Source organism: Microcystis sp. LE19-84.1B, from assembly GCF_027531875.1.
Taxonomy (GTDB): domain Bacteria; phylum Cyanobacteriota; class Cyanobacteriia; order Cyanobacteriales; family Microcystaceae; genus Microcystis; species Microcystis panniformis.
Genome location: NZ_JAPZSR010000414.1, coordinates 1 through 25,244 on the forward strand (window position 1 = coordinate 1; position 25,244 = coordinate 25,244).

The following is a 25,244-nucleotide window of genomic DNA, read 5'->3' on the forward strand; positions in this document are numbered from 1 at the left end:
CCAATTTTATAAAAAATAATATCTCCTGCAAGAATCAAAAATCTTCAGTAGCAGACAAAAGATAAGAGATAAGGGACTTGCGTAGGAATAATATCCCAGCCAGAAAATCGCTCTGTAGAAGAACCAGACCAGCCAGATGGCACATTATCAAAGCGCAAGTCCCTAACACCTCGAAGGCTCTCCCCCTACTTAGGGTGATCAGCAAACCTGATCGATCGGAGGGCGCAAGCATTGCGCCCCTACAGTAACGGATTTTGTCCACAATGTAGGGGCGAACTGCGTTCGCCCAAAAGGTACATTATCAAAGCGCAAGTCCCTAACTATCCTATTCATAAAACCTAAAATTATGTCGAATTTATCCGGGGTTTTAGATATTTTGACCCGATAGCGGCTCGATAACTTACTTTTGCAGGAGATCACTGATCCTCTTGCCCTATTTTGGTAAAATCAACTATAATGGGGAGAAGTTAATTTTTGCCAAGCTTGAGCAGACTTAAACCAATCCCTCAGTGAGCAAGCAATTGAATCCTATGCTTAAAATTGCCCTTTTTGGAACCAGTGCCGATCCTCCTACTGCCGGTCATCAAGCCATACTAAAATGGTTATCGGAACAGTACGATATCGTTGCGGTTTGGGCTGCCGATAATCCCTTTAAAAATCATCAAACCAGTCTCGAACATCGTCTGAGGATGTTAAATTTGCTCATCCGGGATATTCAACCCCCAAGAGATAATATACAACTGCGACGAGAATTAAGTGATCGACGGAGCTTAATTAGTGTGGAAAAAGCGCAAGCAATTTGGGGAGAACAGGAGGAATATACCCTAGTCATTGGTTCTGATTTAGCTGGACAAATTAGGCACTGGTATCGTAGCCAAGAATTACTAGAAAAAGTCAAAATTCTCGTGATTCCTCGTCCCGGATATCCTATTAACCAAGATGATATTGAACAACTGCAAACATTAGGGGGTGATTGTCTGATTGCTGATGTCTTTGCTCCGGCTGTATCCTCAACAGATTATCGAGAAAAAGGCGATAAACAGGCTGTTCCTGCACCGATTAAAGATTATATCGAAGGTCAAAAACTTTACGCATGAAACCGACAAATACCCTAGCTAATAAATCTCTAGCTGATTTTAAAGTCGGAGTTGATAACGTGATCTTTTCCGTTGATACCCAATTAAATCGGCTGCTGGTGCTTCTGATTAAACGACGGGAAGAACCCTTTAGCAATTACTGGAGTTTACCCGGAACTTTAGTTAGAAATGGGGAATCACTGGAAACGGCAGCCTATCGAATTTTAGCCGAGAAAATTAGCGTCAATAATCTCTATCTGGAACAGTTATATACTTTTGGCAGTCCAGAGGGAGATTCCCCGGCAGCAGCCGAGAGTTTTGGGAAACGTTATCTATCGGTGAGTTACTTCGCTTTGGTGCGGTTTGAAGAAGCAAAGTTAATCACTGAACGGGATTATAATATCACTTGGTATATGATTGATAAAGTGCCAGATTTAGCCTTTAATCACGGTCAAATTTTAGCTTATGGCTGGCAAAGATTACGCAATAAAGTAGAATATAGTCCCGTCGCTTTTGAGGTTTTACCAGAATTATTTACTTTAAATGATCTTTATCAATTTTATGAGACAATTTTAGGTAAAAATTTTAGTGATTATTCTAACTTCAGAAATCGGCTATTGAAATTAGGATTTCTCAAGGATATGGGTTTAAAAGTCTCTCGTGGTGCCGGTCGTCCGGCTAGTTTATATCGCTTTGATGAAAAAGCTTTTGCTCCCTTTAAAGAGCAACCGTTAGTTTTTGTTTAAATAGGAAAAAATATGAGAATTGCTATCGCTCAATTAAATCCCATTGTTGGAGATATCGAAGGAAATGCTCAAAGAATTTTAGAGGCTGCTCAAACGGCATTTAATCAGGGAGCAGAATTACTTTTAACCCCGGAATTATCCCTCTGTGGTTATCCCCCCAGAGACTTGTTATTAAATCTGGGTTTTGTGGAGAAAATGTCTCGACAATTGCAATTATTGTCCCAACAATTACCAGAAAAATTAGCCGTCTTAGTCGGTTTTGTCGAAAAAAATCCCTCGGCAACGGTCAGAGGAGAAAAGCCGCTATTTAATAGCATAGCTTTGTTAAAAAGTCAAGAAATTAAACAAATTTTTACTAAACGTTTATTGCCTACCTACGATGTTTTTGATGAGGATCGTTACTTTGCTTCTGGGAAAGAAAGTCAATATTTTCAACTAACAGAAAATAATGTAAAAATTGGTGTAACTATCTGTGAAGATGTTTGGAATGATGAACAATTTTGGGGTCAGCGTCAATACGCAGTTAATCCCATCGCCGATTTAGCTAATTTGGGAGTGGATTTAATCGTTAATCTTTCCGCTTCTCCCTACAGTGTCGGTAAGCAAAAATTGCGAGAATCTTTATTATCCCATAGTGCCACTAGATATAATTTACCGATAGTTTATGTCAATCAAGTGGGAGGTAATGATGATTTAATTTTTGATGGTGACAGCGTTGCTTTTAACAGACAAGGAGAAGTGATTTATCGCGCTCAGGCATTTACTTCTAGCCTAGAATTGATCGAGTTTAATCAAGATTTGTTACCCGCAGTTATTCATCCTTTACCTGTCAATGAAGATGAGGAAATTTATCGAGCTTTAGTCTTAGGAGTACGAGATTATGTGCAGAAATGCGGTTTTAAACGGGTAATTTTCGGCTTGAGTGGTGGCATTGATTCCAGTTTAGTTGCCGCTATTGCCAGCGACGCATTAGGTAAAGAAAATGTTCTCGCTGTGATGATGCCTTCTCCCTATAGTTCCGACCATTCCATTAGCGATGCAGTGGCTTTAGTTAATAATTTAGGTATCAAAAGTGAGAAGTTAGCAATTCAAGAAATTATGACCGCTTATGATCAACTTTTAGATGGTCTTTTCTCTGGGACTGATTTCGGTATTGCTGAAGAAAATCTTCAGTCACGCATTCGCGGTAATTTATTAATGGCTCTCTCTAATAAATTCGGTCATTTACTATTATCCACTGGCAATAAATCAGAAATGGCGGTGGGATATTGCACCCTTTACGGTGATATGAATGGTGGTTTAGCAGTGATTGCTGATGTGCCGAAAACCCGCGTTTATTCCCTCTGTCGCTGGTTAAATCGGCGCGGGGAAATTATTCCCCTTAATGTGATTAATAAAGCTCCTAGTGCTGAATTAAAACCCAATCAGAAGGATCAAGATTCTTTACCTCCCTACGAGATTTTAGATGCTATTTTAGCACTATTAATCGATCGCCATCAATCCGCCGAAAAAATTATCGCCGCCGGTTTTGAGCCTGAAATTGTGCAGAAAGTGATTAAATTAGTTAAAAATGCCGAATTTAAGCGCAAACAAGCTCCCCCAGGTCTAAAAATTAGCGATCGCGCTTTTGGTACTGGTTGGCGAATGCCTATCGCTAGTCGTTGGGGTTAGGGGGTTTTTTCAGTTATCAGTTATCAGTTATCAGTTATCAGTTATCAGTTATTAGTTATCAGTTATCAGTTATCACTAACCCAGGCGGGCGTTGGGTTTCATACTTCAACCCAACCTACGTTCTGTTCACTGATTACTGATTACTGATTACTGTTCACTGAAAGGGGTATTCGTGAGAGAGGAAGGGTAAAGGGATTAATTCTCCTGTTGCCTCGCCGATTTGTACTTTTAAACCCTCTCCTCCCGCTTTTGTTTTCACATAACCCAAGCCAAAATCCTCCAGCACACTGGTGAGTAAACCGACTTTTTGCGCTTCTAAAATAATCGGGGTATTGCTGGGGACGGGTTGGCTGAGTTTTATACCCCAAAGTCTTTGTTTTACGCCTTTATAGGTGTTGAGACGGGCGATAGTTTCTTGACCAATATAACAACCCTTATCAAAGACAATCGCTCGCCATAAACCGGCCTCTAAAGGGTTATAATCTTCGGTTAATTCTCGATCGACTGCCGGTCGGCCCTGATGGATTCTCAGGTATTCCCACACCTGCTCATCGGCGGGAGTAACGCCATTTTTAATTAAATTTTCCCAGAGGGGACCGGCTTCGGCGGCGGCAACGATTAAAGTATATCCGGGTAGGTCTAAGCCGGTACCGACGGCCACTCTCAGGGGGGGTTCGGAAAGGAGATAATGACTATGCTCCACCCCCGTTAAAATCTGCTCTGGAATGGCGATTTTTTGCAGGTATTGCCGGCTTTTAGTACCGATTAGGGTGACAATGCTAAAATTATCGGTTAAGTCGCTAATTTCCACCTTATCGAAGGGGAAAATATAGCGATCGATCAATTCCAGTAAAAATTGACGACGTTGGGGAGAAACGAGGATGAGGAGGGAATCATCGCCAGCGTAAACTGTGACAAAATCGAGGGTACGACCGGTAGAGTTAAGGAAAATTGTCTCACAACCTTGACCCGGTTTCAGGCGATCGATAGCGTTACTGGTTTGATTGTGGAGAAAACGCAGTCGATCCTGGCCTTTTAATTCTAATAAACCCCAATGGGAGCGATCGATTAAAATTGTTTGGGATGCTAAACTTTGGGGATCATTGTGGTAATCTTTGAGAAAATTAGCGGCATACTCTGCCTTGATCGTGTCTAAATCTGCTTTCATTGGGGTAAATTAGCGAATAATTGCTTAATAATGCGCTCGGTTTTCGTTTCCAAACTCTGCCAATCTAGTTCACCGGTGGGATCGAGGAGACTGGTATCGATGGTGACGGTTTCTCCTTCATCGGTGGGATAATCGAGAAAACAGACTTGAAAACAAAGTTCCCAAATATTTACAGTAACGGAGCGATCGAGATAAGTCAAACAGAGCAGATAACTGGGATAGGGATCTTGAATTTCTGTATAAGTTCCTTTCCAGAGGGAATTTTCTAACTGTTTACGCAGATTATCCAGCACCCGAATAAATGCCGGTTGCATTAATAATTGTGCCTGTTCCCAAGCGGTAATATCTTTAAATTTTGGATTCATCTTATCAGTTATCAGTTATCAGTGATCAGATTTGAGTATTAAGTGGGGGGATACCCCTGCCACCCTTGATAAGGGGGGATCTGGCAATTTTTAACACCCACCTACTTATTAAGTGAGCAATATTAAATAGGGTTTACTGAAAAAGTACGGGCGAAGCATTCGGATAGAAAATCCACGGTTTCACCGATAGGTTATTGCCCGAATGCTTCGCCCCTACAGGACGCAATTGCCGCTCAAGATGCCCGGTTTTGAAGCGCGATTCTCTCAAAATCTTGCACCTGTTTTGCGAGAAAAGCCACAAAACCCTTGCCTTGCCTACATTTCACATTTATTCAGCAAACCCTAAATAGACAAAGACATACATTTCAGCCATAGAACTATTTTGTTTCACTCTTGGAGATGTCTAATGGCATTAACAGTGCTGTCTTTTCACTGTTTACTGTTCACTGGTTACTGATAACTGATAACTGATAACTGATTTAGGCTGTTACTAGGGTTGCTTCCTTAGCTGCCATCATTTTCATGAGGTCTAACATCCGGCAGGAATAACCCCACTCGTTATCGTACCAAGAGACGACCTTAAAGAAATTGGCATTAAGTTGAATGCCGGCTTTAGCATCAAAAATACTGGAGTGGGGGTCGGTGATAAAGTCACTCGATACCACTTCCTCATCGGTATAACCGAGGATACCTTTCATCGGTCCTTCGCTGGCGGCTTTCATAGCGGCGCAAATTTCCTCGTAACTGGTGGCTTTTGCGGTTTTAAAGGTTAAATCCACCGCCGAAACGTTGGGAGTTGGCACACGGAAGGCCATACCGGTTAATTTGCCTTTGAGGGAAGGAATAACTAGGGTTACTGCTTTGGCTGCTCCTGTGGAGGAGGGGATAATGTTTTGACCGGCGCCGCGACCACCGCGCCAATCTTTTTTCGATGGACCATCCACGGTGGGTTGAGTGGCGGTCATCGAGTGTACTGTGGTCATTAATCCTTCCGCTAGTCCGAAGTTATCGTTAATAACTTTGGTGATCGGTGCTAAACAATTGGTGGTACAACTAGCGTTAGAGACGATCAGATCTTTAGCGGGATCGTACTCATTGTCGTTAACACCTAGTACAATAGTACGAATCTTGTCGGGATCTTTGGTGGGTGCGGAGATAACTACCCGTTTGGCCCCAGCTTCTAGGTGTTTTCCTGCTCCTTCGGCGGTGGTAAATAAACCGGTGGACTCGACCACATAATCGGCCCCGGTTGCTCCCCAGGGCAGTTGAGCGGGGTCTTTAATCGAGTAACAGGGGATAAACTTACCATCCACGACGATGCCATCTTCTTTCGCTTCTACCGTACCCTGAAAACGTCCGTGGGTGGAGTCGTATTTGAGCAGATAGGCAATATTATCGGGGGGGACGAGATCATTTATACCAACAAACTCGAAATCAGGATTTTGGATACCCGCCCTAAAAACGAGGCGACCGATACGACCAAATCCGTTGATAGCGACTCTTACTTTTGTCATGAAAAAAACTCCTTTGCAGCTGCGATAAGCTTAGGCACGATCAAGAAACAATAATTTGAGAATTGATTGGCCTGTAGAGAATCACTATATATGCTAATCAGCTTTTGTTGCTCGCTAGATGAAGTATAGAAAGATTTTAAGTTTCAGTGCTTCAAAAGCTATCCTAGTAGTCCTCACCACTGGCATCGAGAAGGCCTAATTAGGCTCTTCCCGACAAACTAGGGTGTAACCCTATAGTATTTTGGGAAAAGCTGACATTAAAAAATAATTAAAATTTTTCTGAGAATTATTGCTCCCTAAGTTAAGAAGACATTAATTTTCCTTTAAAAGCCATTTAAAAACCCCGCCCGACTGACATAAATTACCCAAGCAGGATCGGCAAAATATAGCTTATTTTAATAGTTTTTTGCGCCCCAAAAGGTTACACTCTTGATTACAGTTTTAAAACTGACCGAGGGTTAAGTAGCTGGTTATAATTAAGTTAAAAATGGATTTTAGGTTCGATCCCCCCTGCCCCCCTTGATAAGGGGGTGCGGATCCCCCCTTAGTCCCCCCTTGATAAGGGGGGTGGGGATCCCCCCTTAATCCCCCCTTGATAAGGGGGGCATCTGATAATTTTTAACGCCTACCTACCTAACCCTCTCGATGGAGAAATTGTCTATCAACTCTCTTAATCTCATCGTTCATAGATATCGGAGAAATATTCATGGTATCCGCACCAGAAAGACCCTTAACAGAGCAAAATCCCCTTTCTCAAGACGAACTCTACAAAACCCATGCCTATTGGCGCGCTTGTAACTATTTAGCTGTAGGTATGATTTATCTGCGCGATAATCCCCTGCTCAAGGAACATCTTAAACCCGAACACGTTAAGTATCGCTTACTTGGTCACTGGGGAGCAAGTCCGGCCTTAAGTTTTACCTACGTTCACCTCAACCGTTTAATCAAAAAATACGACCTCGATGTGATTTTTATGGCCGGTCCCGGCCATGGAGCGCCGGGGGTACTCGGTCCGGTCTATCTAGAAGGAACCTATTCGGAAATTTACCCCGATAAAAGTGAAGACGAGGAAGGATTACAAAAATTCTTTAAACAATTTTCTTTTCCCGGTCACATCGGTAGTCACGTCACCCCCGAAACCCCCGGTTCTATCCATGAGGGCGGCGAACTGGGTTATAGTGTTTCCCATGCCTACGGTTCTGTTTTTGACAATCCCGACCTAATTACGGCCGTGGTGGTGGGTGATGGGGAAGCAGAAACCGGTCCCCTTGCCACCGCATGGCACTCGAATAAATTCCTTAACCCGATTCGCGATGGTGCGGTACTGCCGATTTTAAACTTAAACGGTTATAAAATCGCTAATCCCACCATTCTCTCCCGTATTTCGACCCACGAGTTAGAAAGTCTCTTTGTTGGTTACGGTTACACTCCCTACATCGTCGAATGTAAGGAAGATGAAGACCTGCTCCACTGCCATCAAAAAATGGCCGCTACCCTAGAACACTGTATCAATCAGATTCGCTCCTATCAACAGGAAGCTCGCAGCACGGGAGTAGCTAAACGTTACCCCTGGCCGATGATTATCCTCCGGTCTCCCAAGGGTTGGACGGGTCCGAAAAATGTTGATGGTCATAAAGTAGAAGGATTCTGGCGCGCTCACCAAGTCCCCATGGGTGGGATGCACGAAAACCCCGACCACTTGAGAAAATTAGAGGAGTGGATGAAAAGCTATAACCCGGAGGAATTATTTGACTATACCACGGGTCAATTTAAGCCGGAATTTAAAGAACTCGCTCCTATTGGTCATCGTCGCATGAGTGCTAATCCGCACGCTAACGGCGGATTGCTGCGTAAAGACCTAAAAATGCCCGATTTTCGTCAGTATGCCGTAGATGTCACCCACCCGGGCCAAGTGGAAGCGGAAAATACGGGAGTGATGGGGGTATTTTTGCGGGATGTAATGCGAAATAATATGACTAATTTTCGCGTTTTTGGTCCCGATGAAACTGCTTCTAATCGTTTAGCGGCTCTCTATGAAGTGACTAAAAAAGCTTGGTTAGCTGATACCTATCCCGAGGATTTAGATGGTAGCCAATTATCTCCCGATGGTCGTGTGATGGAGATGCTGAGTGAACATACTTTAGTCGGTTGGTTAGAGGGTTATTTATTATCTGGTCGTCACGGTTTATTTCACTCCTACGAAGCTTTTGCCCACGTTATCGATTCCATGTTCAACCAACACGCTAAATGGCTCGATATCTGCAAAAATCATGTGCCTTGGCGTGCTTCTGTTTCCTCTTGGAATCTGTTATTATCCTCGGTGGTTTGGCGGCAGGATCACAATGGTTTTAGTCACCAAGACCCCGGTTTTATCGATTTAGTAACCAATAAAAGTGCCGACGTGGTGCGGGTTTATCTTCCCCCCGATGGTAACTGTTTATTAAGTGTGACTAATCACTGTCTCAAGAGCAAGGATTACACTAATATTATCGTTGCTGATAAACAGAAACACCTGCAATACTTGACCATTGAAGAAGCAATTAAACACTGCACCAAAGGTATCGGTATTTGGGATTGGGCCAGTAACGATGATGATGGAATAAATCCCGATGAACCAGATGTAATTATGGCTTGCTGTGGGGATATTATCACTAAAGAATCTTTAGCGGCCACGGCAATTCTGCGGGAGGAATTCCCCTACTTAAAAGTTCGCTTTATCAATGTGGTTGATCTGTTTAAATTACAGTCGGAAAGTGAACACCCTCATGGTTTATCGGAACGGGATTTTGATAGTTTATTTACCACTGATAAGCCAATTATCTTCAATTTCCACGGTTATCCTTGGCTGATTCATAAACTTACCTACCGTCGCAGTAATCAGGAACGTATTCATGTGCGCGGTTACAAAGAAGAAGGGAATATTAATACTCCCCTAGAATTAGCGATTCGTAACCAAGTTGATCGTTTTCATTTAGTAATTGATGTCATCGATCGCGTGCCGAAATTAGGTTCTGCTGCCGGTCATGTGAAAGAACGAATGAAAAATGCCATTATCGATAATCTCGATTATGCTTTTACCAATGGCATCGATAAGGACGAGATTACTAACTGGAAATGGCCTTATTAATTAGGCTAGAAAGTGGTTTAGGTGATGATAATTTATTGGTTTATTGATAAATTTCATCTTCCTATTCCACCTAAAAAATCTTCTTGATTTTCTACAGGGTGAGAGCATCTCAAAAGCTATTGACAATTGGCCAATCAGGTGCAAGATTTTGAGATAATCTTCGTTCAAAACCTTGCGTCTTCATCAGCCCGCGTCCTGTAGGGGCGAAGCATTCGGACAATAACCTATCGGTGAAAAGGTAGATTTTCTATCCGAATGCTTCGCCCGTACTTATTCAGCAAACCCTAATTAGATTTAATTTACTAAGAAAATTAAAATCATCAATATTGCGAGTTACAATTGTTAAATTATAAACGAAAGCTGTTCCCGCAATAATGGCATCTCCTAAGGACATCTTTCTGATTTGTTTTAAAGTTACTGCTTGTAAAAAATTCTTCAAAATAGACTTTATCTTGATGAGTTAACCGATGGTAGCCTAAAACTTCCAGATAGGATAAAGCAGAGACATAAGGAGAATTTTCTGCAATAAACTCCCGGAGAAAATCATTTATTCTGCCAAATGCCATCACAAATCTCCATTTTTACATAAAAAATGATAATATAAAACTCAAATTTGAACTATTGTTGTGGGAAGATAGTAAGATGACAAAGTTACAATTAACTCAAGCGGAAATTGAAAGCCTTACTTTTGATGACTTTTTGTATTTAAGAAATTGGATTAATAAGTTAGATGATCAACAATGGGAAAAACAAATTGAGGAAGATTCCATAGCTGTAAAACTTGATTTTCTAATTGACGAAGCATTATTTAAAAAAAGCAAAAATCAATAACCATAACAATATGTAAACGAATAATTTTAGGGCGATTTTCCCTATCATCATAATGACAATTAACGGCATCTTTTACCATTTCTCGTAAAGATTGTAAATCATCGGCTTCGGTAAAAATAGACTCGCCTAATGCCCTTGCTGTATATCCCCCTTCCGGTGCATCTTCCACTAAAAAAACTATTTCTGTCATATTTCCTTCTTTACTCTCTAAATTTTTGCAGTAATTTTAATTATAGTTTGTTTAGTTTTTTAGATAGCACTTTTTAAAGCTTACAAGATTAGCATTCGCCGTTTATCAACCCTAATCGCCTCTTTATTGCCAAAATGTAGTTAAACAAAGTGCAACCCAACACCAACCAAATAAATTAATAGTTGATCATGTTGGGTTTCGTGCCTCAACCCAATCTACCAAATCGGCGTACTGCTACGCAGTGCCTTCGAGATCGCACTGATGTTGCCTTACTGGGAAAAAATGGTATGATAATAACAATTTATTAATATTATTGGCAAGTAATTATGTCATCTTTAGTTATCTCACAACATATTGAAATCACTCCTGGTATCTGTGGTGGAAAACCTCGTATTGCTGGACATCGAATTAAAGTTCAAGATATTGTAATTTGGCATGAAAGAATGGGAATGTCACCAGATGAAATTATTTATCATCATCCTACTATCACCCTAGCAGATGTTTATGCAGCCTTGGCCTATTACCATGACAATCGAGAAGAAATTAGACGACAACTTGAAGCAGGAGAAGCTTTTGCTAAACAACTACAAGGCAACAAACCATCTTTAATTGAGAAAATATTAAATTGACGAGCTAAAATCGTTATGAAAAAACTTAGAGTTTATATCGATACATCAGTCATTGCAGGCTGTTTAGATGATGAATTTTCCTTAAAGTCCAATCAATTGATGGAAGCCATTAAGCAAGAAAAGTTTATTTTGTTAATGAGTGATATCATTGTTAGCGAATTAATTAATGCCCCCCAAGCGGTTAAAGATATTTTATTATCGATTCCGCAGAGAGTTATTGAAGTAGTTAAGATAACACCTGAAGTTTTACAGTTAAGGGATGCTTATATCAATGAAGGAGTTGTTACATCAAAGTCTATTAATGATGCTACTCATGTAGCGGCTGCTACAATAGCTAGAGCGGATGCAATCATATCATGGAATTTTAAACATATTGTGCGCCTAGATAAAATGAAAGGCTATAATCAAATTAATTTACTCAATGGCTACGGGATTTTGACTATTATTTCTCCTTTAGAGGTAACAATTGATGAAGCCAACGACAATTAAAAAAAGTTTTGACTGTTTAGCTTTTAAACAAACCAGTCAAGAAAAAATGGCTGAAGACATGAAAAATCTCAGCTATTCAGATCAGATTGAATATCTTCAAAAAAAGATTAATAAAAGTGATTTAAAGTTATGGTGGGAATCCATCAATAACAAGAAATAAGGCGCATTATACTCTGTTAATGCACCCGAAAAATAAGCGTGCTGCTACGCAGTGCCTTCAGTATCACACTCAGTCTCCAAAAATGCTCTCAAATATCTCACGCTTGACTCTAAAGTTAATTTCTCTAAGTCTTTGATAAAAACTCTCCAAATTTTCAATTTCTATCTTTCCTTCTTTGAGAAGTTTACGAATAATCGCTAAAGTTCCTTTAACATTTAAGCCTAAGTGTAGTGCTTCTTTTCTTGCTGCAAAGTCATCAAGGATGATATAATCAGTTTGTAATTCTATTCCTAAAGTAATGGCATCAGATTCACCTTTCCCTAAACGTTCATTTAAACTATTTGCTAGAGAGATTAATTTAATATTTATGATAATTAATTTCTGTTGATTGATCAGCTTATTAAGAGTCTCTGAAGATTGATCTTGTTTGGCATTAATTTCTTGTTGTACGGTTGCAGGCAAATAAAAATTAGCATTAGAATCTAGGAATTTTTCTAAAAATCCTAACTGAGACAAAAAGATTAAAGGGAAAGAAGTGAAAACAATTTTCATAGAGATTACCATTTTTTTTCTCTATCTATGTCTTCTGTAGTAAGATAAGAAAAATCGATTCTCATTAATTCTAAAATTTTCAAGAACATTTCTGTATCCATTTCCATGATTTCTGCGGCTTTATGAAGACTGATGATGCGAGAAACTAAAGCACCCACCACAAAAATAAATTGTTTTTTTTGTTCAATATTATCAAATAATTGTATTTCGGCGGCAATTTCTTGAAAAGTAATCGAAGTATTCATTGTCTTGCTAAGTTTCATCAATTAAGACACGCCTGACCCGATTTTAACATAAAACCAACCCAACCAACTCCCCTGACCTAAATGTTTGGTTCTTCGTTACTTGGTATGATTCGATCAGGGGGCATAAATTGACTAAATCCTTATCTGGCAAGAGACTTAATTGATTAGTTCGCTCTAGATCAAAAACAATCGACAAAAATCGCTAAATGCCTTTCTATACAAATAAGGGTTCCATCCCTTATAATCCCCGTCCATTGCATAACACAAACCGAAGAACCAGCTATAGTCTAATAAATTCAATTGCAAAAGCGGGGAAATCTGTTGCGCTTGCGAGGTGTTTCTGAGATTTCGGCAGCTACAGGGTAAACTAACGCCCCAACCGATTATGTAACCTATCTGATCGAGAAGTATCAGTAATGCGAGTTCTGATTGATACCAATGTCATTCTTGATTTTCTACAAGAACGAGAGCCATTTGTGGAAAACGCAGCAAGATTATTTGAGCGTATTGATGCTGGGGAAATTCAGGGATTTATCGCATCAACGACAATAACTAACATTAGTGGATAGGATGCACAAAATTAGCATTCAGGTCTTGATTCAGCAACGCCTTTGACACTGGCAATGATTTGTCCGATGTCTTGAGGAGTGGCACCTGTTGCCAACAGCGAGGGGATAAGCAATTCCAGTGAAACTGACGGATCGCCATTTTCAGCTTTGGCAATCCGAGGTTGACTAGAGCCGATTTTATTGGCCAGTTCACTTTGAGTCATTATCTTCTGCCGCTGACTTTTCAAACTTTTGCTAAGAGCTAGTTTGATTTCAACAAGGATAATCTCTTCGGGCGTTAACTCTAAAAAGTCGGAAACGGTTCCGATTTTCCAGCCTTTTGATTCCAAAAGCCCTTTTTTAGTCTCTTCCATCCTCTTATTCCTGCTGATCAGTATCGTATTTACTCAAACGTTTCTTACAAACCTCAATTACACTTTTGGGTGTTGCTCTTGTTGTCTTATTAAACACCTCAATAATCAAGATTGCATCTTCATCAATTCGATAAATAATCCTCCAATTTTTATCGATGTCTCTAATGCGTAGCTCATGACAATGATAGCCTACACTTGGCATAGGACGCGAATGTGGCAAACCAAGAGGTTCGCCTTCCTGTAGTTGCCTGAGTAAGACACCCGCTTCGATCCGTGCTTCTAAACTGAAAGGTGGGGTCTTGATCTCACCATGCAGCCAAGCTAAAGGTTTGCTTTGATCAGCCATGATGTATTTATATCATATCTGATGTACTAAAATATGGCAATCGCCTCACTACTATCTAACAATTCAAAGGTGGCGGAGCGATAAAATATGAACAGCGAACCTACTTTGAGCAACTCTCAAACTGATTGGTAACGATGAGAGGCAATCAGCGATATTGATAGCGATGTGTGAGATTATTCTTGAGATAATATAAAGTCGATGTCTGATAACTGATAATTGATCGCTGAATTTAACTTCTTAAAGAAACTTGGAACTGTTTAACTAAAGCTTCTCGCACTTTTGTCATTAAGGGTTCCACCTCTTCATCGGTTAAAGTTCGATCGCTGGCACGATAGACTAAACTAAAGGCCAAACTACAATGATTTTCTGGCACATTCTGCCCCTGATAGCGATCGAATAATTCGACTTTTTCTAGGAGATTACCTCCAGCATTTTTGATAGTTTTTGTCAATCTATCTACGGGTATATCTGTAGAAACAAAGAAGGCGATATCTCGTGCCGCCCCCGGATAGGTAGAATAGACCTGTAAACGTGGGGTAATTTTGGCACTATCGCTAAGAGTTGCTAACAGGATCGGGAACTGGATTTCAAAGGCATAAACTGCCTCAATTAATCCCTTTTGCTGACGCAATTGCGGGTGTAGTTGACCAAAAATTCCTAAGCGTTGTTTACCAATCCATAAAGAGGCTGTTCGTCCGGGATGAAAACGCGCATCTTCGGCATATTTTTCGTAGCTTACTGTCAGCGAAAGGCGATCGAATACTGCTTCTAAAATCCCTTTTGCTTCATACCAAGTCATGGCCACCTCTTTACCCGATCGCAGCCAACGTCCAGCAGGGAAGAAATCACCGCCGAAAATACCAGCAATTGCATCGTATTCGTTGATATTATCCGATTCTAGGCGGAAAACTCGCCCGATCTCGAAGCCATTTAAGGAACCGTTACCCTGAGACTGATTATACTCAAACGCTTCGATTAAACCGTCTAGGAGATTAGTCCGCAAAGCAGAATACTCGACAAAAAGGGGATTAGCGAGGACAACTTCCGCTAATTCCGGTTTAACTAGGGAATACTGGACTAATTCCGTCAAACCCACTGCACGAAAAGCTTCCCGCAGCCGACGCTGTATAGTTTCCTCAAAGGATAATCCTCCGGCTGCGGTTTTTGCCGGCAAAGTATCGACAAAGCGATCGTATCCGTACAGTCGCGCCACTTCTTCAATTAAGTCAATTTCTCGTTCTAAATCTCGATAACGGTAGTCTGGCACTGTCACAGTCCACAGAACAGGGTTTTTTGAGGTTAACTGCAATTCACAGCCCAAATTGCCTAAAATACGCTCCACATCTTCGGCGAGAATTTCACCGATCGCACCATCATCTAGGGTAACTTGACCCAGTATTTGCTGTAAACGTTCTAAACGCAATTCGATCGAACCACTGGACTGATCGGCGCGATAATCAGCTTTAACCTGACTGCTGACAGTTCCCCCAGCTAACTCTAGAATCAAATCGATCGCCCTTTGACAAGCATATTCCAAAGCGGCGGGATTAACACCGCGTTCATAGCGTCCGGAAGACTCGCTGCGTAAACCCTGCGCTTTTGAGGAACGACGGATGGCGATCGGATCGAATAAAGCCGACTCTAGCACAAGATTAACGGTTTCCTCGTTAACTTCCGTATCTTGACCTCCCATCACCCCCGCTAAAGCTACTGGCTTATTATTGGCAGTAATTAATAAATTAAGCTCTTTTAAGCTTCTTTCCTGACCATCAAGGGTAATGATTTTTTCCCCTTCCTCGGCAAAACGAACCCCAATAGTAACGGATTTACCTCCGGCAAAACTCTGTAAACGATCGCGATCGAAAGCGTGTAAGGGTTGTCCCCACTCCAAAAGTACATAATTAGTAATATCGACCACATTATTGATCGATCGCAGTCCGGCAGCCTGTAAACGCTGTTGCAACCATAGCGGAGATGGGCCAATTTTTACCCCCTCGATCACCGTACCAATATAAGCGGGACAGGCTTTATTTTCTGATATTTCCAGCGTTAAATCTTTTTTAGGGGAAAATTCCCCTAATTTCACTTTTGGTAGGCTTAATTCTCCTCCTGTCAAAGCCGCCACTTCCCGCGCGACTCCGATCATACTCAAAGCATCGGCACGGTTAGCGGTGGGAGAAATATCTAAAATCACCTCATCGAGTCCTAAAAGGGGACGAACATCTGTACCTAAAGGGAGATTTTCCTGGCTAAAAATGTGAATTCCTTCAGAATCCTTGGTTAATCCTAATTCTGCGAGGGAACAGATCATCCCTTCCGATTTTACCCCCCGCAATTTAGCCGGTTTAATCGTTAAATTGATTTTGGCTAAATAAGTTCCCAAAGTAGCCACGGGAACTAGAATATCAGCCCTAGCATTGGGCGCACCACAGACAATTGTACTAAGGTTTTCCTGACCGATATCCACCTGACAGACACTTAATTTATCTGCATTGGGATGGGGTTGGCGATCAATAATTTTACCAATAACCACACCCTTTGCCCATTCTCGGCGATCCTCGATCTCTTCCACTTCTATTCCCGCAATTGTCAATAATTCGGCTAATTCTTGGGGAGATTGGGCGACTTTGACTAATTCTCGTAACCAGTTGATCGAAATCCGCATCGTTAATTCTTGCTTGCCGTTGGTTCTTAACTATTGTAAACGGTGGGTTGTCACCGCGACCGGGTTGACAGGAAAATGATTGCTAGTCAAAAAAAGAGCCACAAATGAGTTATGATACAAGGGTTTTATCGTAAAAATTGCAAATTTTATCTTTGATCCTAGCTATTTCAGTTATTATCGGCAATATTGTAGGAGCCAGTAAAAATGACTCGGCTTTTTGAAAGTTTACGAATCAGTGGTTATCGTGGTTTTGAACAAATAGAACTGTCTTCTCTAGGACAGGTGAATATTTTTGTCGGTAATAATAATTCTGGCAAAACTAGCATTCTCGAAGCTGTTTCAATTGTTTGTAATCCCCTCGATCCCTTTCAGTGGCTAGAAGTGGCCCAACGTCGATTATACTTAGGCAGAATATCTTTAATGCGACCGGATTTGGAAGCAATTAAATGGGTTTTCTTTCGTCAGAATAATCTTGCTAGTAACGCATCCTATCAAGGACAAATTTCGATCAAGTGTACTGGAAATTCACCGATTAAAAATCTAGCAGCTAATCTCACCGATATTTACGGTGCGAGCAACGAAAAAGACAACCCAGAAAAGTTCAATGATGATTCCACCAATTCGGAAACCGATCTGGTTATCAATGGGTTAGAATTAAGTGTTACCGCCCATATTTTAGAGCAAGGCAGTTTCCTTAGTGTAGATAATGAACAAGTATTTCAGTTTTGGGAAAAAGAGCGTTTTATTCAAAGGAGACGACAAAAAATACTGGTGGAAAATGCCACCATATTTCCTGCTTATTTGTCCTCGGAACCAATTCTAGATAGACTATCCAAAATCATCCTAAAGGAAGAAAATAACAAAGATGACATCCTAGATTTAATTCGGTTATTTGACGAGGAAATTACCGACATACAAATACTTTCACCCAACAATAAACCAACTCTTTATATAGAACATAAACAGCTTGGTTTTGCTCCTCTCTATGTGTTTGGTGACGGATTTAAAAGAACCTTAGTTATGGTGCTTAGTTTGTTGACAATTACCGATGGGGTACTTCTAATTGATGAAATCGAGACATCTATTCATATTTCTGCCTTAAGTCGTGTATTTTCTTGGTTAATTAATACCTGTAATCAAAGAAGAATTCAACTTTTTGTAACTACCCATAGTTTAGAAGCAGTTGATGCCATGCTACAGTCAGAAAAGTCCATAGAAAACGTGGTAGCTTTTCGGTTAAATTCTCCAAGGGAAAAACCTCAAAGATTTTCGGGCGATTTATTGCATAGATTGCGTTGGGAACGCGGGTTAGATGTGAGGTAAAGATGGTGAGATACTGCTATATTGTTGTCGAAGGTCCGCAGGATGTCGAATTCTTAATTGGTTTACTTAAATTTTATGGCTTAAAGCGAGTTATTCATTTATCTTCATTGGATAAATTTTGGAAAACACTTATCCCGAGAGATTATCCACTAGAGGATGATTTAACCAAACGAGTACCAGTACCATCTTTTGTTCAAAATGAGCAATTATCAATCGCTTTACATAGTGCTATTGGCGATACACGCATAGCGCAAACCATCGAAGAAAGTCTCAAGTTTATTCAACCTTCACAGCTTTTTAGTGTGGGGATTTTTGCCGATGCTGATTACAGGGAAACACCTCAAGAAAGGTTCAATAAACTAATTACTAAGTTATCGGATATTGACTTACCAAATTTGCTACCACCTTCTCAAATTGGTCAAGTTAACAATCATTCGCCTCGCTGTGGTATTTTCATTGCTCCTAACAATCGTGAACAAGGAACTTTAGAAGATATTCTCCTCGAGTGTGCTAAGATAAATTATCCTGATTTACTCAATCTTTCTCAAACCTACATAGGAAGTATTGACAGGAATCAGTTAACTAAAAATGATCTCGAAGATTTTAAAAAACCAGCAGGTGAAAAGAAAGCAATTATATCCAGTATTAGTAGTATATTAAGACCGGGTAAAGCCCTACAAGTTTCCCTACAAGATAATCGCTGGCTAGATGAGAAAATCCTAGAATTAGAGAGCATCAAGCTTATTAAAAATTTCCTTGAGCAAATTATCGGACTTTGAGAAAAAAAAGCTAATTGAATAGCTGCTATCGAAATTATCCCCATCTCCCCTAAAAACAAGCTATCCTAAAGATTGCCGTACCGTTCTGATTCTATCCGTGCCTTACTATTCTCAATATCCCGACGCTTTCACTCCCAGTTATCTGAGCGAACTACAAGGACAGATCCTCGCTTGTCCCCACTTCACAGTTAACAATTTAAATCGAGATTTCGTTAAAACCAAAGGCTTTTCCATCGCTTTTCGACGCACACAAATCAGCGAAGTTGAACGAATTTTTCCCTATTTTAAACCCTATCTCGATCGCAGTTTACAAGCTGACTGCAACGCTTTTTATCTTAACCCCTTACTCCTACAAACCGGTTCACGAGTCGATCCCCATATCGATCGATCCCTGCGCTCCTATTGTAAAACAATCGATCCCCCGCTCCTGGTTAGCGTCCTTTATGTACAGGTTCCTAGGGATATTCAAGGGGGGGAACTGGTACTAGCAAACCGTAATCGTTCCGTGGCCCAGATTCGTCCTTGTGCTAACACCCTGATCCTCTTTCAAGGAGATCTCACCCATTCAGTTAATCCCGTTAGCTGTTCTGGTATTCGTCTCAGTCTTGTCTGCGAACAATATCGTTTAGATGCGGAAGAATTGCGAGAGATTCCCGAAATGCAGATAGAATCGCGAACCATAAAACCAGAAAAGAAAAAAAAGAAAGATCGGGTCGTTGCACTACAATAAAAGGACATTTTTGTAAAGATATTCTAGATGGTGATGCGCGAACCGATCGTCGAATTAAGGGGAGTGACCAAAGCTTTCGGCAAGAAAGTAATCTTAAATAACGTCGATCTGAAAGTGTACGAAGGGGAAGCGATCGGCGTGATCGGTCCATCGGGGACGGGAAAATCGACCATTTTACGCTTAGTCGCCGGATTACTGGCCCCCGATCGAGGAGAAGTGTACATCTACGGCACAAAACGGCAGAGAACCGTAGAACAGGGGGAAGATCCCCTCGGTGTTGGTCTAGTTTTCCAACAATCGGCCCTTTTTGACTCCCTCACTGTTGGGGAAAATGTCGGTTTTGCTCTCTATCGCAACTCAAAGCTAAAACGAGCCGAAATCCGCGATTTAGTGGAAGAAAAACTAGATTTAGTGGGAATGTCTGGTTCCTACGACCTCTATCCCTCTGAAATATCCGGAGGGATGCGAAAACGCGTCAGTTTAGCCAGAGCAATTATCAGCGATCCCTCGATCGCAGCCGATCGACCGAACATTCTCCTTTACGATGAACCCACTGCTGGACTGGATCCGGTTGCTTCTACCCGCATCCAGACGGTAATTATGGAACTTCTCAAGGTAAAAAAAGCCTGTGGGGCCCATCTCATTGTCACCCACGTCCACAGCACCATCGAAAATACCACCGATCGCATCGTTTTTCTCTATAAAGGTCAATTTCAATGGGTTGGACCGACTCAAGAGGCTTATCACTCCGAAATACCCGTACTCAAGCAATTTTTTACCGGCAGTATCGACGGACCAATTCAGTGATCAGTCAACAGTAAACAGTAATCAGTGAACTGATAACTCGCATCTGATCACTGATAACTGATCACTGATAACTGAAATCCCCCGATTTCTCCTGTAAGATACTGTGTAGTGATGAGGAGTAATTATTTATGGAAGCTGGCGGTTCACAACAGGGGATTTCCCCAACTCTGCGGCAAAGTGGTATCGGTTTAATGTTACTAGCATCGGGGGGAATATTAATCTGGTTTGTCGCCTGGTTAAGTAATTTTAGCTTCGGGGGACGCAGTTATCGAGCCACCTTTCTTTTTCCTAATGTGGGTGGCATGATGGTGGGAACCCGCGTCGGTTATCGGGGAGTGAGAATCGGACAAGTGACGGCAATTACCCCAGAACCGGAGGGAGTCGCCGTAGAAGTGGAGATTTCCCCAGCAGATCGCCTAATTCCCAGTAATTCCCTCATCGAAGCCATTCAATCCGGTTTAGTCGGTGAAACCACGATCGATATTACTCCCCTACAAGCTTTACCCGTCGGTGGTGTCAAAGAACCCCCTTTGAGTCCTAACTGCAATGGGGAAGTGATTATCTGTAACGGTTCCCGTTTACAAGGGCAATCGGCACTAAATGTCAATACCTTGATCAGATCTTTACTGAGAATTTCTAATCTAGTTAGTGATCCCGATATGGTGGCCGGATTTCGTTCCTTTACCCAACGCGCTGCCAATGCCTTGGGGGGACTCGATCGCTTTAGTGGTGAGGCAACCACCGCTTTAAGCGAGGTTCGTCGCAGCGGTACTCTAGGTAAAGTTAATTCGGGGATGAGATCCCTAGAATCCTTACCGCAAGTATCCGGTTCCCTCGATCGCCTTTCTAGTGATCTTTCCGGTGTCGGGGGATTGAGTCAGGAAGCGACTACTTTACTGAGAAGTTTACAGGGAAGTGGCGGTCTGAAAAATTTAGACGCTACCCTAGTAGAGGCCCGAAAAACGCTGCTTTTGGTGGGACAAACCACCGAAGAACTGCGGGTTTTTTTGGCAGCTAATCAAAATCGTTTAATTGCCACTCTCGATAGTATCAAAACTACCAGCGATCGCCTACAAACTACTCTCGCTGCTTTGGATCCGATTCTGACGCAAGTGCAGAAAAGCCAAATTATTGAGAATTTAAACACTATTTCGGCAAACGCTGTTAAATTAAGCGAAAATTTGGGTAACTTTACTGCTTATCTCTCCGATCCTGCCACTGTTGTCACCCTACAGCAACTCCTCGACTCCTCTCGCGCTGCTTTTGCCAATCTTCAGAAAATCACCTCGGATGTGGATGAAATTACTGGTAATCCGCAACTGCGACAGGAAATTATCCGTTTAATCCAGGGTTTAAGTCGTTTGGTTTCTTCTAGCGAACAACTACAGCAGGAATTCGCCCAAGGTCAAGCAATGACAAGAATGGCCGCCCAAATTGCGACAATAGCCCCAAATACTGCCCCTAATACCCCAGAAAAAGACCCTAAGAAACCTGAATCTGAGTAGCAGAAGTTGGGGTAAGGGGTTGGGGAAAAAAGTCCGAGCATTTGTACTAAATTTTTCAAGACCCAGTTTCAATACACAACAGTTTGTCTAATTTTTTGTCATAGCTAAATGAGGAATTTCTTCACCATGTTTACGATAACTTTCTTTAACGCCTTCCCAAGCTACAATTAATTGATTGAGTGCTGTTTGGGGACTATCAGCAAAAGCAGAAACGCTAGGCATTTCTACTAAGTATGCTATCCAATCTCCCTCCTCATCTTGGAAGATATTAATGCTAAAACCGTTAAAATCCTCGGTTGTTGAATTCATTTTCTTCCTCCTGTATTTTTAAAAATTGTTTAACTTGATAAGCTTTCGCTTCACCGTTTTTTGTCTGTTGAATAGATAGACTGACGGGTGCATCTCTTATTGGTGACTTTCTCTCACATATAGGTGAGCAGCAGAACTTATTCAAAGAGGGCGAATGCAATTCGCCCCTACAATATATTCAATATTAAAAACTCCATTTTCACAAGAACGGTCACACCATAGCACAGAAAAGCTTAAAATAGATAAAAAAAAGATTAACTTTTTCCTCAAGATCGACTTAAATGAGCTTTGGGATAGAGAGACTTGTGGCAAGATATAATTAAGGTATATTTTGGGGAAGAAATTGGATTATGGAAGAACTTTTAGAATTAAAAGCTTTGCTCTTAAAAGGTGATATTAAAGGTTCACTGGCGATTGTAGAAGAACTTGAAGATATGAGCAAAAACGGGATTATTAGCACTATTCGTAGTTATGCTGTTATCTTATTACTTCATTTAATTAAACAACAGGCAGAAAACCGAACCACCCGTTCTTGGGATGTCTCCATTCGCAATAGCGTTAGAGAAATTCAACGCCACAATAAACGCCGAAAAGCGGCAGGATATTATTTAAGTGATGAGGAATTAACAGACACTTTAAACGATGCTTATCTTAATGCTTTGGATGCCGCTTCTTTAGAAGTCGAAGCTGGTTGTTATCAATCGGAGCAAATAGAAGCTATAATTGACAAAAATAAACTGATTAGCACTGCTTTTCTTCTCATCAAAAACGTCTCTCCCTAGAAAGATTATGACAGACTCAATCTCTCAAGAACAAGCCCAAGAAATGTTACGTTGGTTAAACAAAAATCGTGACACCGTGATTGATTTGTATAAAAATCAATACATTGCCTATAATGAAAAAGGGGTGATTGCTCACGGTGAAAATTTACAGAATGTTCTGGAAGAAGCCAACACAACCAATCAAGAATTTGTCATTTATCTTGTTCCTCGTTGTCGTTATTCTATGCAAATTCTAGCCGTTCAAGTTTAAAGTAGTTTAAGATGATTTTGACAACGGCAAAATTCTATGAAAATAACCCTTTATCAACCGACATTATCTTTACTATTGCTGCTGTTCCTATCCGGTGGTTGTGCAGTCAATCAGGAAAAAGGCAAAACCACCACTCCGCAAGCGCCTCCCCTAGCAGAAATCGTTCCTTGGCAGACCGTCGAACGGGTTACTATTTTAAAAGCTGATCAGGATCCCATCTATGCTTTGGCTATTAGTCCCGATAACTCCCTGCTACTGAGTGGTAGTTTTGACGGTACTGTTAGGGAATGGAACCTAAAAACCCAAAAACCTCTCAGGACTTGGCAACTAGGTGATACTGTTAACGCTATCCAATTTAGTCCCGATGGTAAGAGTTTCGTAACTGCCGATGCGGGGGGAAAAGTGCAACGCTGGAATACGCGCACGGGAAAATTAGAAATGACCTATCCTGGCCATGCTTTTCTCGTCACTGATGCCGCTATTTCTCCCGATGGCAAAATTTTGGCCACGGGTAGCTGGGATCGTACAGTCAAACTCTGGGATTTTCAGACGGGTACACTGTTAAAAACCCTGCGCGGTCATAATCATCCGATTCAAGCGATCGCATTTAGTCCCGATGGTAAAGGAATTGTTAGCGCCGATTACGATGGCTTCGTTAAACTGTGGAAAGTGAGTACCGGTCGCTTTATTCGTGCCTATGCGGGGAATTTATTCCCCGTTTATCGGGTGCTTTTTTCCAAGGATGGTAATACCGCCGGTACTGCTAGTCAAGACGGTTCGATCCGCGGTTGGCAAGTGAAAAGCGGCATCGGCACCACTACTATTCTCGCCCATAACGACGCTGTTACCGATATGGCCCTGCTGGATGGGGGCAAAGTTTTGGCCAGCACTTCTGGGGATGGCACTGTGAAATTTTGGGATGTTAATACCCGTCAGCATTTGAATACCCTGAAGGGAAACGTCATCTTAAGAATGGTTGCCAGTCGAGATGGTCGTTGGTTAGTCACTGGAGATCGGGACGGTGCGATCGCACTGTGGCGGGGAATCTAATTAACTATAATTAAGACTAAGTGAGTGGGTGGAATTAAATATAAGATGAACGTAGGTTGGGTTGAAGCATGAAACCCAACGCCCGCTCAGGTTACGCTACCGCTAACCCATCCTACAAATAATTGTGCCTCCCTACTTAGAGTGTTTTCTAGGGCGAAATATAGCCATGGCAGCAGTGATTTTAAACTTAGATACAGTCAATCTCAGCGATGAGCAGTTTTACCGTCTCTGTCAAGTTAACCCAGATTGGCAACTAGAAAGAAACGCCCAAGGAGAATTAATTGTGATGCCACCTGTTGGGGGAATTAGCGGCAACCGAGAGGCCGATTTTATCATTGACTTAGGTATCTGGAATCGTCAAACCCGATTGGGTAAAGTCTTTAGTTCAGCGACGATTTTTCGTTTACCGAAGGGCGGAGATCGCGCTCCCGATGCCGCTTGGGTGAGTTTAACTCGTTGGCAAGCTCTGAGTCGAGAAGAACAGGAGAAATTTCCGCCTATTTGTCCCGATTTCGTCATTGAACTGCGCTCCCGTAGCGATTCCCTCCCGGAAATTCAAGCTAAAATGCGGGAATATCTCCACAGTGGTTTGCGATTAGGTTGGCTAGTTAATCCTCAACAACAACAAGTGGAAATTTATCGTCCTCAGCAACCCGTAGAAATTATGGAACTACCGGCTAATTTAAGCGGAGAGGATGTCTTACCCGGCTTTGGTCTATTTATCTCTATTTTTGAGTAAAATATCCTTAAAACCGAGGTATGATCAGACCTCTGGTCAAAATCAAAATAGGAGTCGCTCGTCAGTAGTCAGGGTAAATTCAGGCACTTTTTCCCTGAAAATTGGCTAATTGACCATCTAAAAATGGGTAGAACCCGTTACAGTAGAGCAGGAAGTCGCCTTCCCACCCCCTGCTTCAAAACCGGACTTACGACTTTCGCCGTATCCGGCTCCTGAGTAACTAGGCTACTGTCATTAGTAGAATAATAATGGGAATTATTATTTCCTTGTCTAT

General features: G+C 41.5%; 29 protein-coding genes and 1 pseudogene. 18 read left to right on the top strand and 12 right to left on the bottom strand.

The features are described from left to right. The first annotated feature begins 530 nt into the window (after positions 1–530). The 3 genes from O9324_RS23035 to O9324_RS23045 are packed head-to-tail and all read left to right on the top strand — an operon-like array spanning position 531 to position 3,493. Positions 531–1,097, top strand: a complete 567-nt coding sequence (locus O9324_RS23035) for a nicotinate-nucleotide adenylyltransferase (RefSeq protein ID WP_002743664.1) — start codon at positions 531–533, stop codon at positions 1,095–1,097. Continuing rightward, positions 1,094–1,822 (top strand): NUDIX hydrolase, encoded by a 729-nt coding sequence (locus O9324_RS23040; protein WP_288141412.1) that lies wholly within the window; start codon positions 1,094–1,096, stop codon positions 1,820–1,822. The genes O9324_RS23035 and O9324_RS23040 overlap by 4 nt, the downstream gene beginning before the upstream one ends. Before the next feature lie 12 nt (positions 1,823–1,834). Then, positions 1,835–3,493: an NAD+ synthase gene (locus tag O9324_RS23045; RefSeq protein WP_288141413.1), complete on the top strand. Its 1,659-nt coding sequence runs from the start codon at positions 1,835–1,837 to the stop codon at positions 3,491–3,493. A 154-nt stretch (positions 3,494–3,647) separates the two neighbouring features. Here the strand turns inward: O9324_RS23045 and ygfZ are convergent, their stop codons facing one another. The 3 genes from ygfZ to gap all read right to left on the bottom strand — a co-directional run bounded on the left by ygfZ (position 3,648) and on the right by gap (position 6,540). After that, a complete protein-coding gene (gene ygfZ / locus O9324_RS23050; protein WP_288141414.1) occupies positions 3,648–4,661 on the bottom strand; it encodes a CAF17-like 4Fe-4S cluster assembly/insertion protein YgfZ in 1,014 nt (337 codons plus the stop codon). Continuing rightward, complete coding sequence (locus O9324_RS23055; protein ID WP_052277989.1) at positions 4,658–5,026, bottom strand: hypothetical protein; 369 nt, start codon at positions 5,024–5,026, stop codon at positions 4,658–4,660. Before O9324_RS23055 ends, ygfZ begins: the two co-directional genes overlap by 4 nt. Before the next feature lie 479 nt (positions 5,027–5,505). After that, positions 5,506–6,540, bottom strand: coding sequence for a type I glyceraldehyde-3-phosphate dehydrogenase (gap, locus tag O9324_RS23060; RefSeq protein ID WP_004161594.1), 1,035 nt, complete (start codon positions 6,538–6,540; stop codon positions 5,506–5,508). Between the two features lie 706 nt (positions 6,541–7,246). Between gap and O9324_RS23065 the strand changes: the two genes are divergently transcribed. Beyond that, entirely contained in the window at positions 7,247–9,667 is a 2,421-nt protein-coding gene (locus O9324_RS23065; RefSeq protein ID WP_002768186.1) for a phosphoketolase family protein, read from the top strand. A gap of 347 nt (positions 9,668–10,014) precedes the next feature. Here the strand turns inward: O9324_RS23065 and O9324_RS23070 are convergent, their stop codons facing one another. Beyond that, the gene (locus O9324_RS23070; protein WP_288141415.1) at positions 10,015–10,233 is read right to left on the bottom strand and encodes a PIN domain-containing protein; all 219 of its coding nucleotides are present in this window, start codon (positions 10,231–10,233) and stop codon (positions 10,015–10,017) included. Between the two features lie 76 nt (positions 10,234–10,309). Here O9324_RS23070 and O9324_RS23075 point away from each other — a divergent pair, with 76 nt between their 5' ends. Continuing rightward, positions 10,310–10,498, top strand: coding sequence for a hypothetical protein (locus O9324_RS23075; RefSeq protein WP_288141416.1), 189 nt, complete (start codon positions 10,310–10,312; stop codon positions 10,496–10,498). Here O9324_RS23075 and O9324_RS23080 read toward each other — a convergent pair. Further along, entirely contained in the window at positions 10,476–10,688 is a 213-nt protein-coding gene (locus O9324_RS23080) for a 2-oxoisovalerate dehydrogenase (protein ID WP_288141417.1), read from the bottom strand. The genes O9324_RS23075 and O9324_RS23080 overlap by 23 nt on opposite strands. 326 nt (positions 10,689–11,014) lie before the next feature. Between O9324_RS23080 and O9324_RS23085 the strand changes: the two genes are divergently transcribed. From O9324_RS23085 to O9324_RS23095, 3 genes are read left to right on the top strand one after another with little or no spacing between them, the layout of a single operon-like run. Next, a complete protein-coding gene (locus tag O9324_RS23085; protein ID WP_287628820.1) occupies positions 11,015–11,317 on the top strand; it encodes a DUF433 domain-containing protein in 303 nt (100 codons plus the stop codon). 15 nt (positions 11,318–11,332) lie between these two features. Beyond that, positions 11,333–11,806 (top strand): PIN domain-containing protein, encoded by a 474-nt coding sequence (locus tag O9324_RS23090; RefSeq protein WP_288141418.1) that lies wholly within the window; start codon positions 11,333–11,335, stop codon positions 11,804–11,806. Continuing rightward, a complete protein-coding gene (locus O9324_RS23095) occupies positions 11,787–11,966 on the top strand; it encodes a hypothetical protein (protein WP_288141419.1) in 180 nt (59 codons plus the stop codon). Before O9324_RS23090 ends, O9324_RS23095 begins: the two co-directional genes overlap by 20 nt. 69 nt (positions 11,967–12,035) lie before the next feature. Here O9324_RS23095 and O9324_RS23100 read toward each other — a convergent pair whose 3' ends face one another. The 3 genes and pseudogenes from O9324_RS23100 to O9324_RS27595 form a co-directional block, all read right to left on the bottom strand. Continuing rightward, the gene (locus tag O9324_RS23100; RefSeq protein WP_288141420.1) at positions 12,036–12,518 is read right to left on the bottom strand and encodes a PIN domain-containing protein; all 483 of its coding nucleotides are present in this window, start codon (positions 12,516–12,518) and stop codon (positions 12,036–12,038) included. Positions 12,519–12,523: 5 nt separating this feature from the next. Then, positions 12,524–12,763, bottom strand: coding sequence for a hypothetical protein (locus O9324_RS23105; RefSeq protein WP_288141421.1), 240 nt, complete (start codon positions 12,761–12,763; stop codon positions 12,524–12,526). A 43-nt stretch (positions 12,764–12,806) separates the two neighbouring features. Further along, a pseudogene (locus tag O9324_RS27595) lies at positions 12,807–13,023 on the bottom strand (hypothetical protein). 156 nt (positions 13,024–13,179) lie between these two features. Between O9324_RS27595 and O9324_RS23110 the strand changes: the two are divergent. Further along, a complete protein-coding gene (locus O9324_RS23110) occupies positions 13,180–13,332 on the top strand; it encodes a type II toxin-antitoxin system VapC family toxin (protein WP_002768178.1) in 153 nt (50 codons plus the stop codon). 11 nt (positions 13,333–13,343) lie between these two features. On the opposite strand, the gene O9324_RS23115 is transcribed toward O9324_RS23110, so the two are convergent. The 3 genes from O9324_RS23115 to pheT form a co-directional block, all read right to left on the bottom strand. Further along, the gene (locus O9324_RS23115; protein WP_002763718.1) at positions 13,344–13,685 is read right to left on the bottom strand and encodes a helix-turn-helix domain-containing protein; all 342 of its coding nucleotides are present in this window, start codon (positions 13,683–13,685) and stop codon (positions 13,344–13,346) included. Between the two features lie 4 nt (positions 13,686–13,689). Then, entirely contained in the window at positions 13,690–14,031 is a 342-nt protein-coding gene (locus O9324_RS23120; protein ID WP_002763716.1) for a type II toxin-antitoxin system RelE/ParE family toxin, read from the bottom strand. Positions 14,032–14,260: 229 nt separating this feature from the next. After that, positions 14,261–16,696, bottom strand: coding sequence for a phenylalanine--tRNA ligase subunit beta (pheT, locus tag O9324_RS23125; protein WP_288141422.1), 2,436 nt, complete (start codon positions 16,694–16,696; stop codon positions 14,261–14,263). 204 nt (positions 16,697–16,900) lie between these two features. Between pheT and O9324_RS23130 the strand changes: the two genes are divergently transcribed. The 5 genes from O9324_RS23130 (at position 16,901) to O9324_RS23150 (ending at position 21,840) form a co-directional block, all read left to right on the top strand. Continuing rightward, positions 16,901–18,019, top strand: coding sequence for an AAA family ATPase (locus O9324_RS23130; RefSeq protein WP_288141423.1), 1,119 nt, complete (start codon positions 16,901–16,903; stop codon positions 18,017–18,019). A gap of 2 nt (positions 18,020–18,021) precedes the next feature. After that, positions 18,022–18,798 carry a DUF3226 domain-containing protein gene (locus O9324_RS23135; RefSeq protein ID WP_288141429.1) on the top strand — a complete coding sequence of 259 codons (777 nt, stop codon included), beginning with the start codon at positions 18,022–18,024 and terminating at the stop codon, positions 18,796–18,798. A 97-nt stretch (positions 18,799–18,895) separates the two neighbouring features. Further along, positions 18,896–19,528, top strand: coding sequence for a 2OG-Fe(II) oxygenase (locus tag O9324_RS23140; RefSeq protein ID WP_002754083.1), 633 nt, complete (start codon positions 18,896–18,898; stop codon positions 19,526–19,528). A gap of 27 nt (positions 19,529–19,555) precedes the next feature. Then, entirely contained in the window at positions 19,556–20,335 is a 780-nt protein-coding gene (locus O9324_RS23145; RefSeq protein WP_002763710.1) for an ABC transporter ATP-binding protein, read from the top strand. Positions 20,336–20,463: 128 nt separating this feature from the next. Beyond that, positions 20,464–21,840 carry an MlaD family protein gene (locus O9324_RS23150; RefSeq protein WP_288141424.1) on the top strand — a complete coding sequence of 459 codons (1,377 nt, stop codon included), beginning with the start codon at positions 20,464–20,466 and terminating at the stop codon, positions 21,838–21,840. Between the two features lie 87 nt (positions 21,841–21,927). Here the strand turns inward: O9324_RS23150 and O9324_RS23155 are convergent, their stop codons facing one another. Next, the gene (locus tag O9324_RS23155; protein WP_288141425.1) at positions 21,928–22,149 is read right to left on the bottom strand and encodes a type II toxin-antitoxin system HicB family antitoxin; all 222 of its coding nucleotides are present in this window, start codon (positions 22,147–22,149) and stop codon (positions 21,928–21,930) included. Positions 22,150–22,499: 350 nt separating this feature from the next. On the opposite strand from O9324_RS23155, the gene O9324_RS23160 reads away from it, so the two are divergent. From O9324_RS23160 to O9324_RS23175, 4 genes are all read left to right on the top strand, one after another. After that, positions 22,500–22,931 (top strand): DUF29 family protein, encoded by a 432-nt coding sequence (locus O9324_RS23160; protein WP_288141426.1) that lies wholly within the window; start codon positions 22,500–22,502, stop codon positions 22,929–22,931. 7 nt (positions 22,932–22,938) lie between these two features. Then, positions 22,939–23,181, top strand: coding sequence for a DUF5678 domain-containing protein (locus O9324_RS23165; RefSeq protein ID WP_288141427.1), 243 nt, complete (start codon positions 22,939–22,941; stop codon positions 23,179–23,181). Between the two features lie 36 nt (positions 23,182–23,217). Beyond that, complete coding sequence (locus O9324_RS23170) at positions 23,218–24,231, top strand: WD40 repeat domain-containing protein (protein ID WP_288141428.1); 1,014 nt, start codon at positions 23,218–23,220, stop codon at positions 24,229–24,231. A 166-nt stretch (positions 24,232–24,397) separates the two neighbouring features. Then, positions 24,398–24,970 (top strand): Uma2 family endonuclease, encoded by a 573-nt coding sequence (locus O9324_RS23175; RefSeq protein WP_002768158.1) that lies wholly within the window; start codon positions 24,398–24,400, stop codon positions 24,968–24,970. Positions 24,971–25,244 lie beyond the last annotated feature (274 nt).

Coding starts and splice junctions, on each gene's coding strand:
- O9324_RS23085 (WP_287628820.1), top strand. CDS start 11,015: ATGTCATCTTTAGTTATCTCACAACATATTGAAATCACTCCTGGTATC.
- gap (WP_004161594.1), bottom strand. CDS start 6,540: ATGACAAAAGTAAGAGTCGCTATCAACGGATTTGGTCGTATCGGTCGC.
- O9324_RS23035 (WP_002743664.1), top strand. CDS start 531: ATGCTTAAAATTGCCCTTTTTGGAACCAGTGCCGATCCTCCTACTGCC.
- O9324_RS23120 (WP_002763716.1), bottom strand. CDS start 14,031: ATGGCTGATCAAAGCAAACCTTTAGCTTGGCTGCATGGTGAGATCAAG.
- O9324_RS23095 (WP_288141419.1), top strand. CDS start 11,787: ATGAAGCCAACGACAATTAAAAAAAGTTTTGACTGTTTAGCTTTTAAA.
- O9324_RS23045 (WP_288141413.1), top strand. CDS start 1,835: ATGAGAATTGCTATCGCTCAATTAAATCCCATTGTTGGAGATATCGAA.
- O9324_RS23175 (WP_002768158.1), top strand. CDS start 24,398: ATGGCAGCAGTGATTTTAAACTTAGATACAGTCAATCTCAGCGATGAG.
- O9324_RS23155 (WP_288141425.1), bottom strand. CDS start 22,149: ATGAATTCAACAACCGAGGATTTTAACGGTTTTAGCATTAATATCTTC.
- O9324_RS23090 (WP_288141418.1), top strand. CDS start 11,333: ATGAAAAAACTTAGAGTTTATATCGATACATCAGTCATTGCAGGCTGT.
- pheT (WP_288141422.1), bottom strand. CDS start 16,696: ATGCGGATTTCGATCAACTGGTTACGAGAATTAGTCAAAGTCGCCCAA.
- O9324_RS23075 (WP_288141416.1), top strand. CDS start 10,310: ATGACAAAGTTACAATTAACTCAAGCGGAAATTGAAAGCCTTACTTTT.
- O9324_RS23110 (WP_002768178.1), top strand. CDS start 13,180: ATGCGAGTTCTGATTGATACCAATGTCATTCTTGATTTTCTACAAGAA.
- O9324_RS23130 (WP_288141423.1), top strand. CDS start 16,901: ATGACTCGGCTTTTTGAAAGTTTACGAATCAGTGGTTATCGTGGTTTT.
- O9324_RS23065 (WP_002768186.1), top strand. CDS start 7,247: ATGGTATCCGCACCAGAAAGACCCTTAACAGAGCAAAATCCCCTTTCT.
- O9324_RS23150 (WP_288141424.1), top strand. CDS start 20,464: ATGGAAGCTGGCGGTTCACAACAGGGGATTTCCCCAACTCTGCGGCAA.
- O9324_RS23105 (WP_288141421.1), bottom strand. CDS start 12,763: ATGAATACTTCGATTACTTTTCAAGAAATTGCCGCCGAAATACAATTA.
- O9324_RS23115 (WP_002763718.1), bottom strand. CDS start 13,685: ATGGAAGAGACTAAAAAAGGGCTTTTGGAATCAAAAGGCTGGAAAATC.
- O9324_RS23135 (WP_288141429.1), top strand. CDS start 18,022: ATGGTGAGATACTGCTATATTGTTGTCGAAGGTCCGCAGGATGTCGAA.
- O9324_RS23145 (WP_002763710.1), top strand. CDS start 19,556: ATGGTGATGCGCGAACCGATCGTCGAATTAAGGGGAGTGACCAAAGCT.
- O9324_RS23165 (WP_288141427.1), top strand. CDS start 22,939: ATGACAGACTCAATCTCTCAAGAACAAGCCCAAGAAATGTTACGTTGG.
- ygfZ (WP_288141414.1), bottom strand. CDS start 4,661: ATGAAAGCAGATTTAGACACGATCAAGGCAGAGTATGCCGCTAATTTT.
- O9324_RS23160 (WP_288141426.1), top strand. CDS start 22,500: ATGGAAGAACTTTTAGAATTAAAAGCTTTGCTCTTAAAAGGTGATATT.
- O9324_RS23080 (WP_288141417.1), bottom strand. CDS start 10,688: ATGACAGAAATAGTTTTTTTAGTGGAAGATGCACCGGAAGGGGGATAT.
- O9324_RS23070 (WP_288141415.1), bottom strand. CDS start 10,233: ATGGCATTTGGCAGAATAAATGATTTTCTCCGGGAGTTTATTGCAGAA.
- O9324_RS23100 (WP_288141420.1), bottom strand. CDS start 12,518: ATGAAAATTGTTTTCACTTCTTTCCCTTTAATCTTTTTGTCTCAGTTA.
- O9324_RS23040 (WP_288141412.1), top strand. CDS start 1,094: ATGAAACCGACAAATACCCTAGCTAATAAATCTCTAGCTGATTTTAAA.
- O9324_RS23170 (WP_288141428.1), top strand. CDS start 23,218: ATGAAAATAACCCTTTATCAACCGACATTATCTTTACTATTGCTGCTG.
- O9324_RS23055 (WP_052277989.1), bottom strand. CDS start 5,026: ATGAATCCAAAATTTAAAGATATTACCGCTTGGGAACAGGCACAATTA.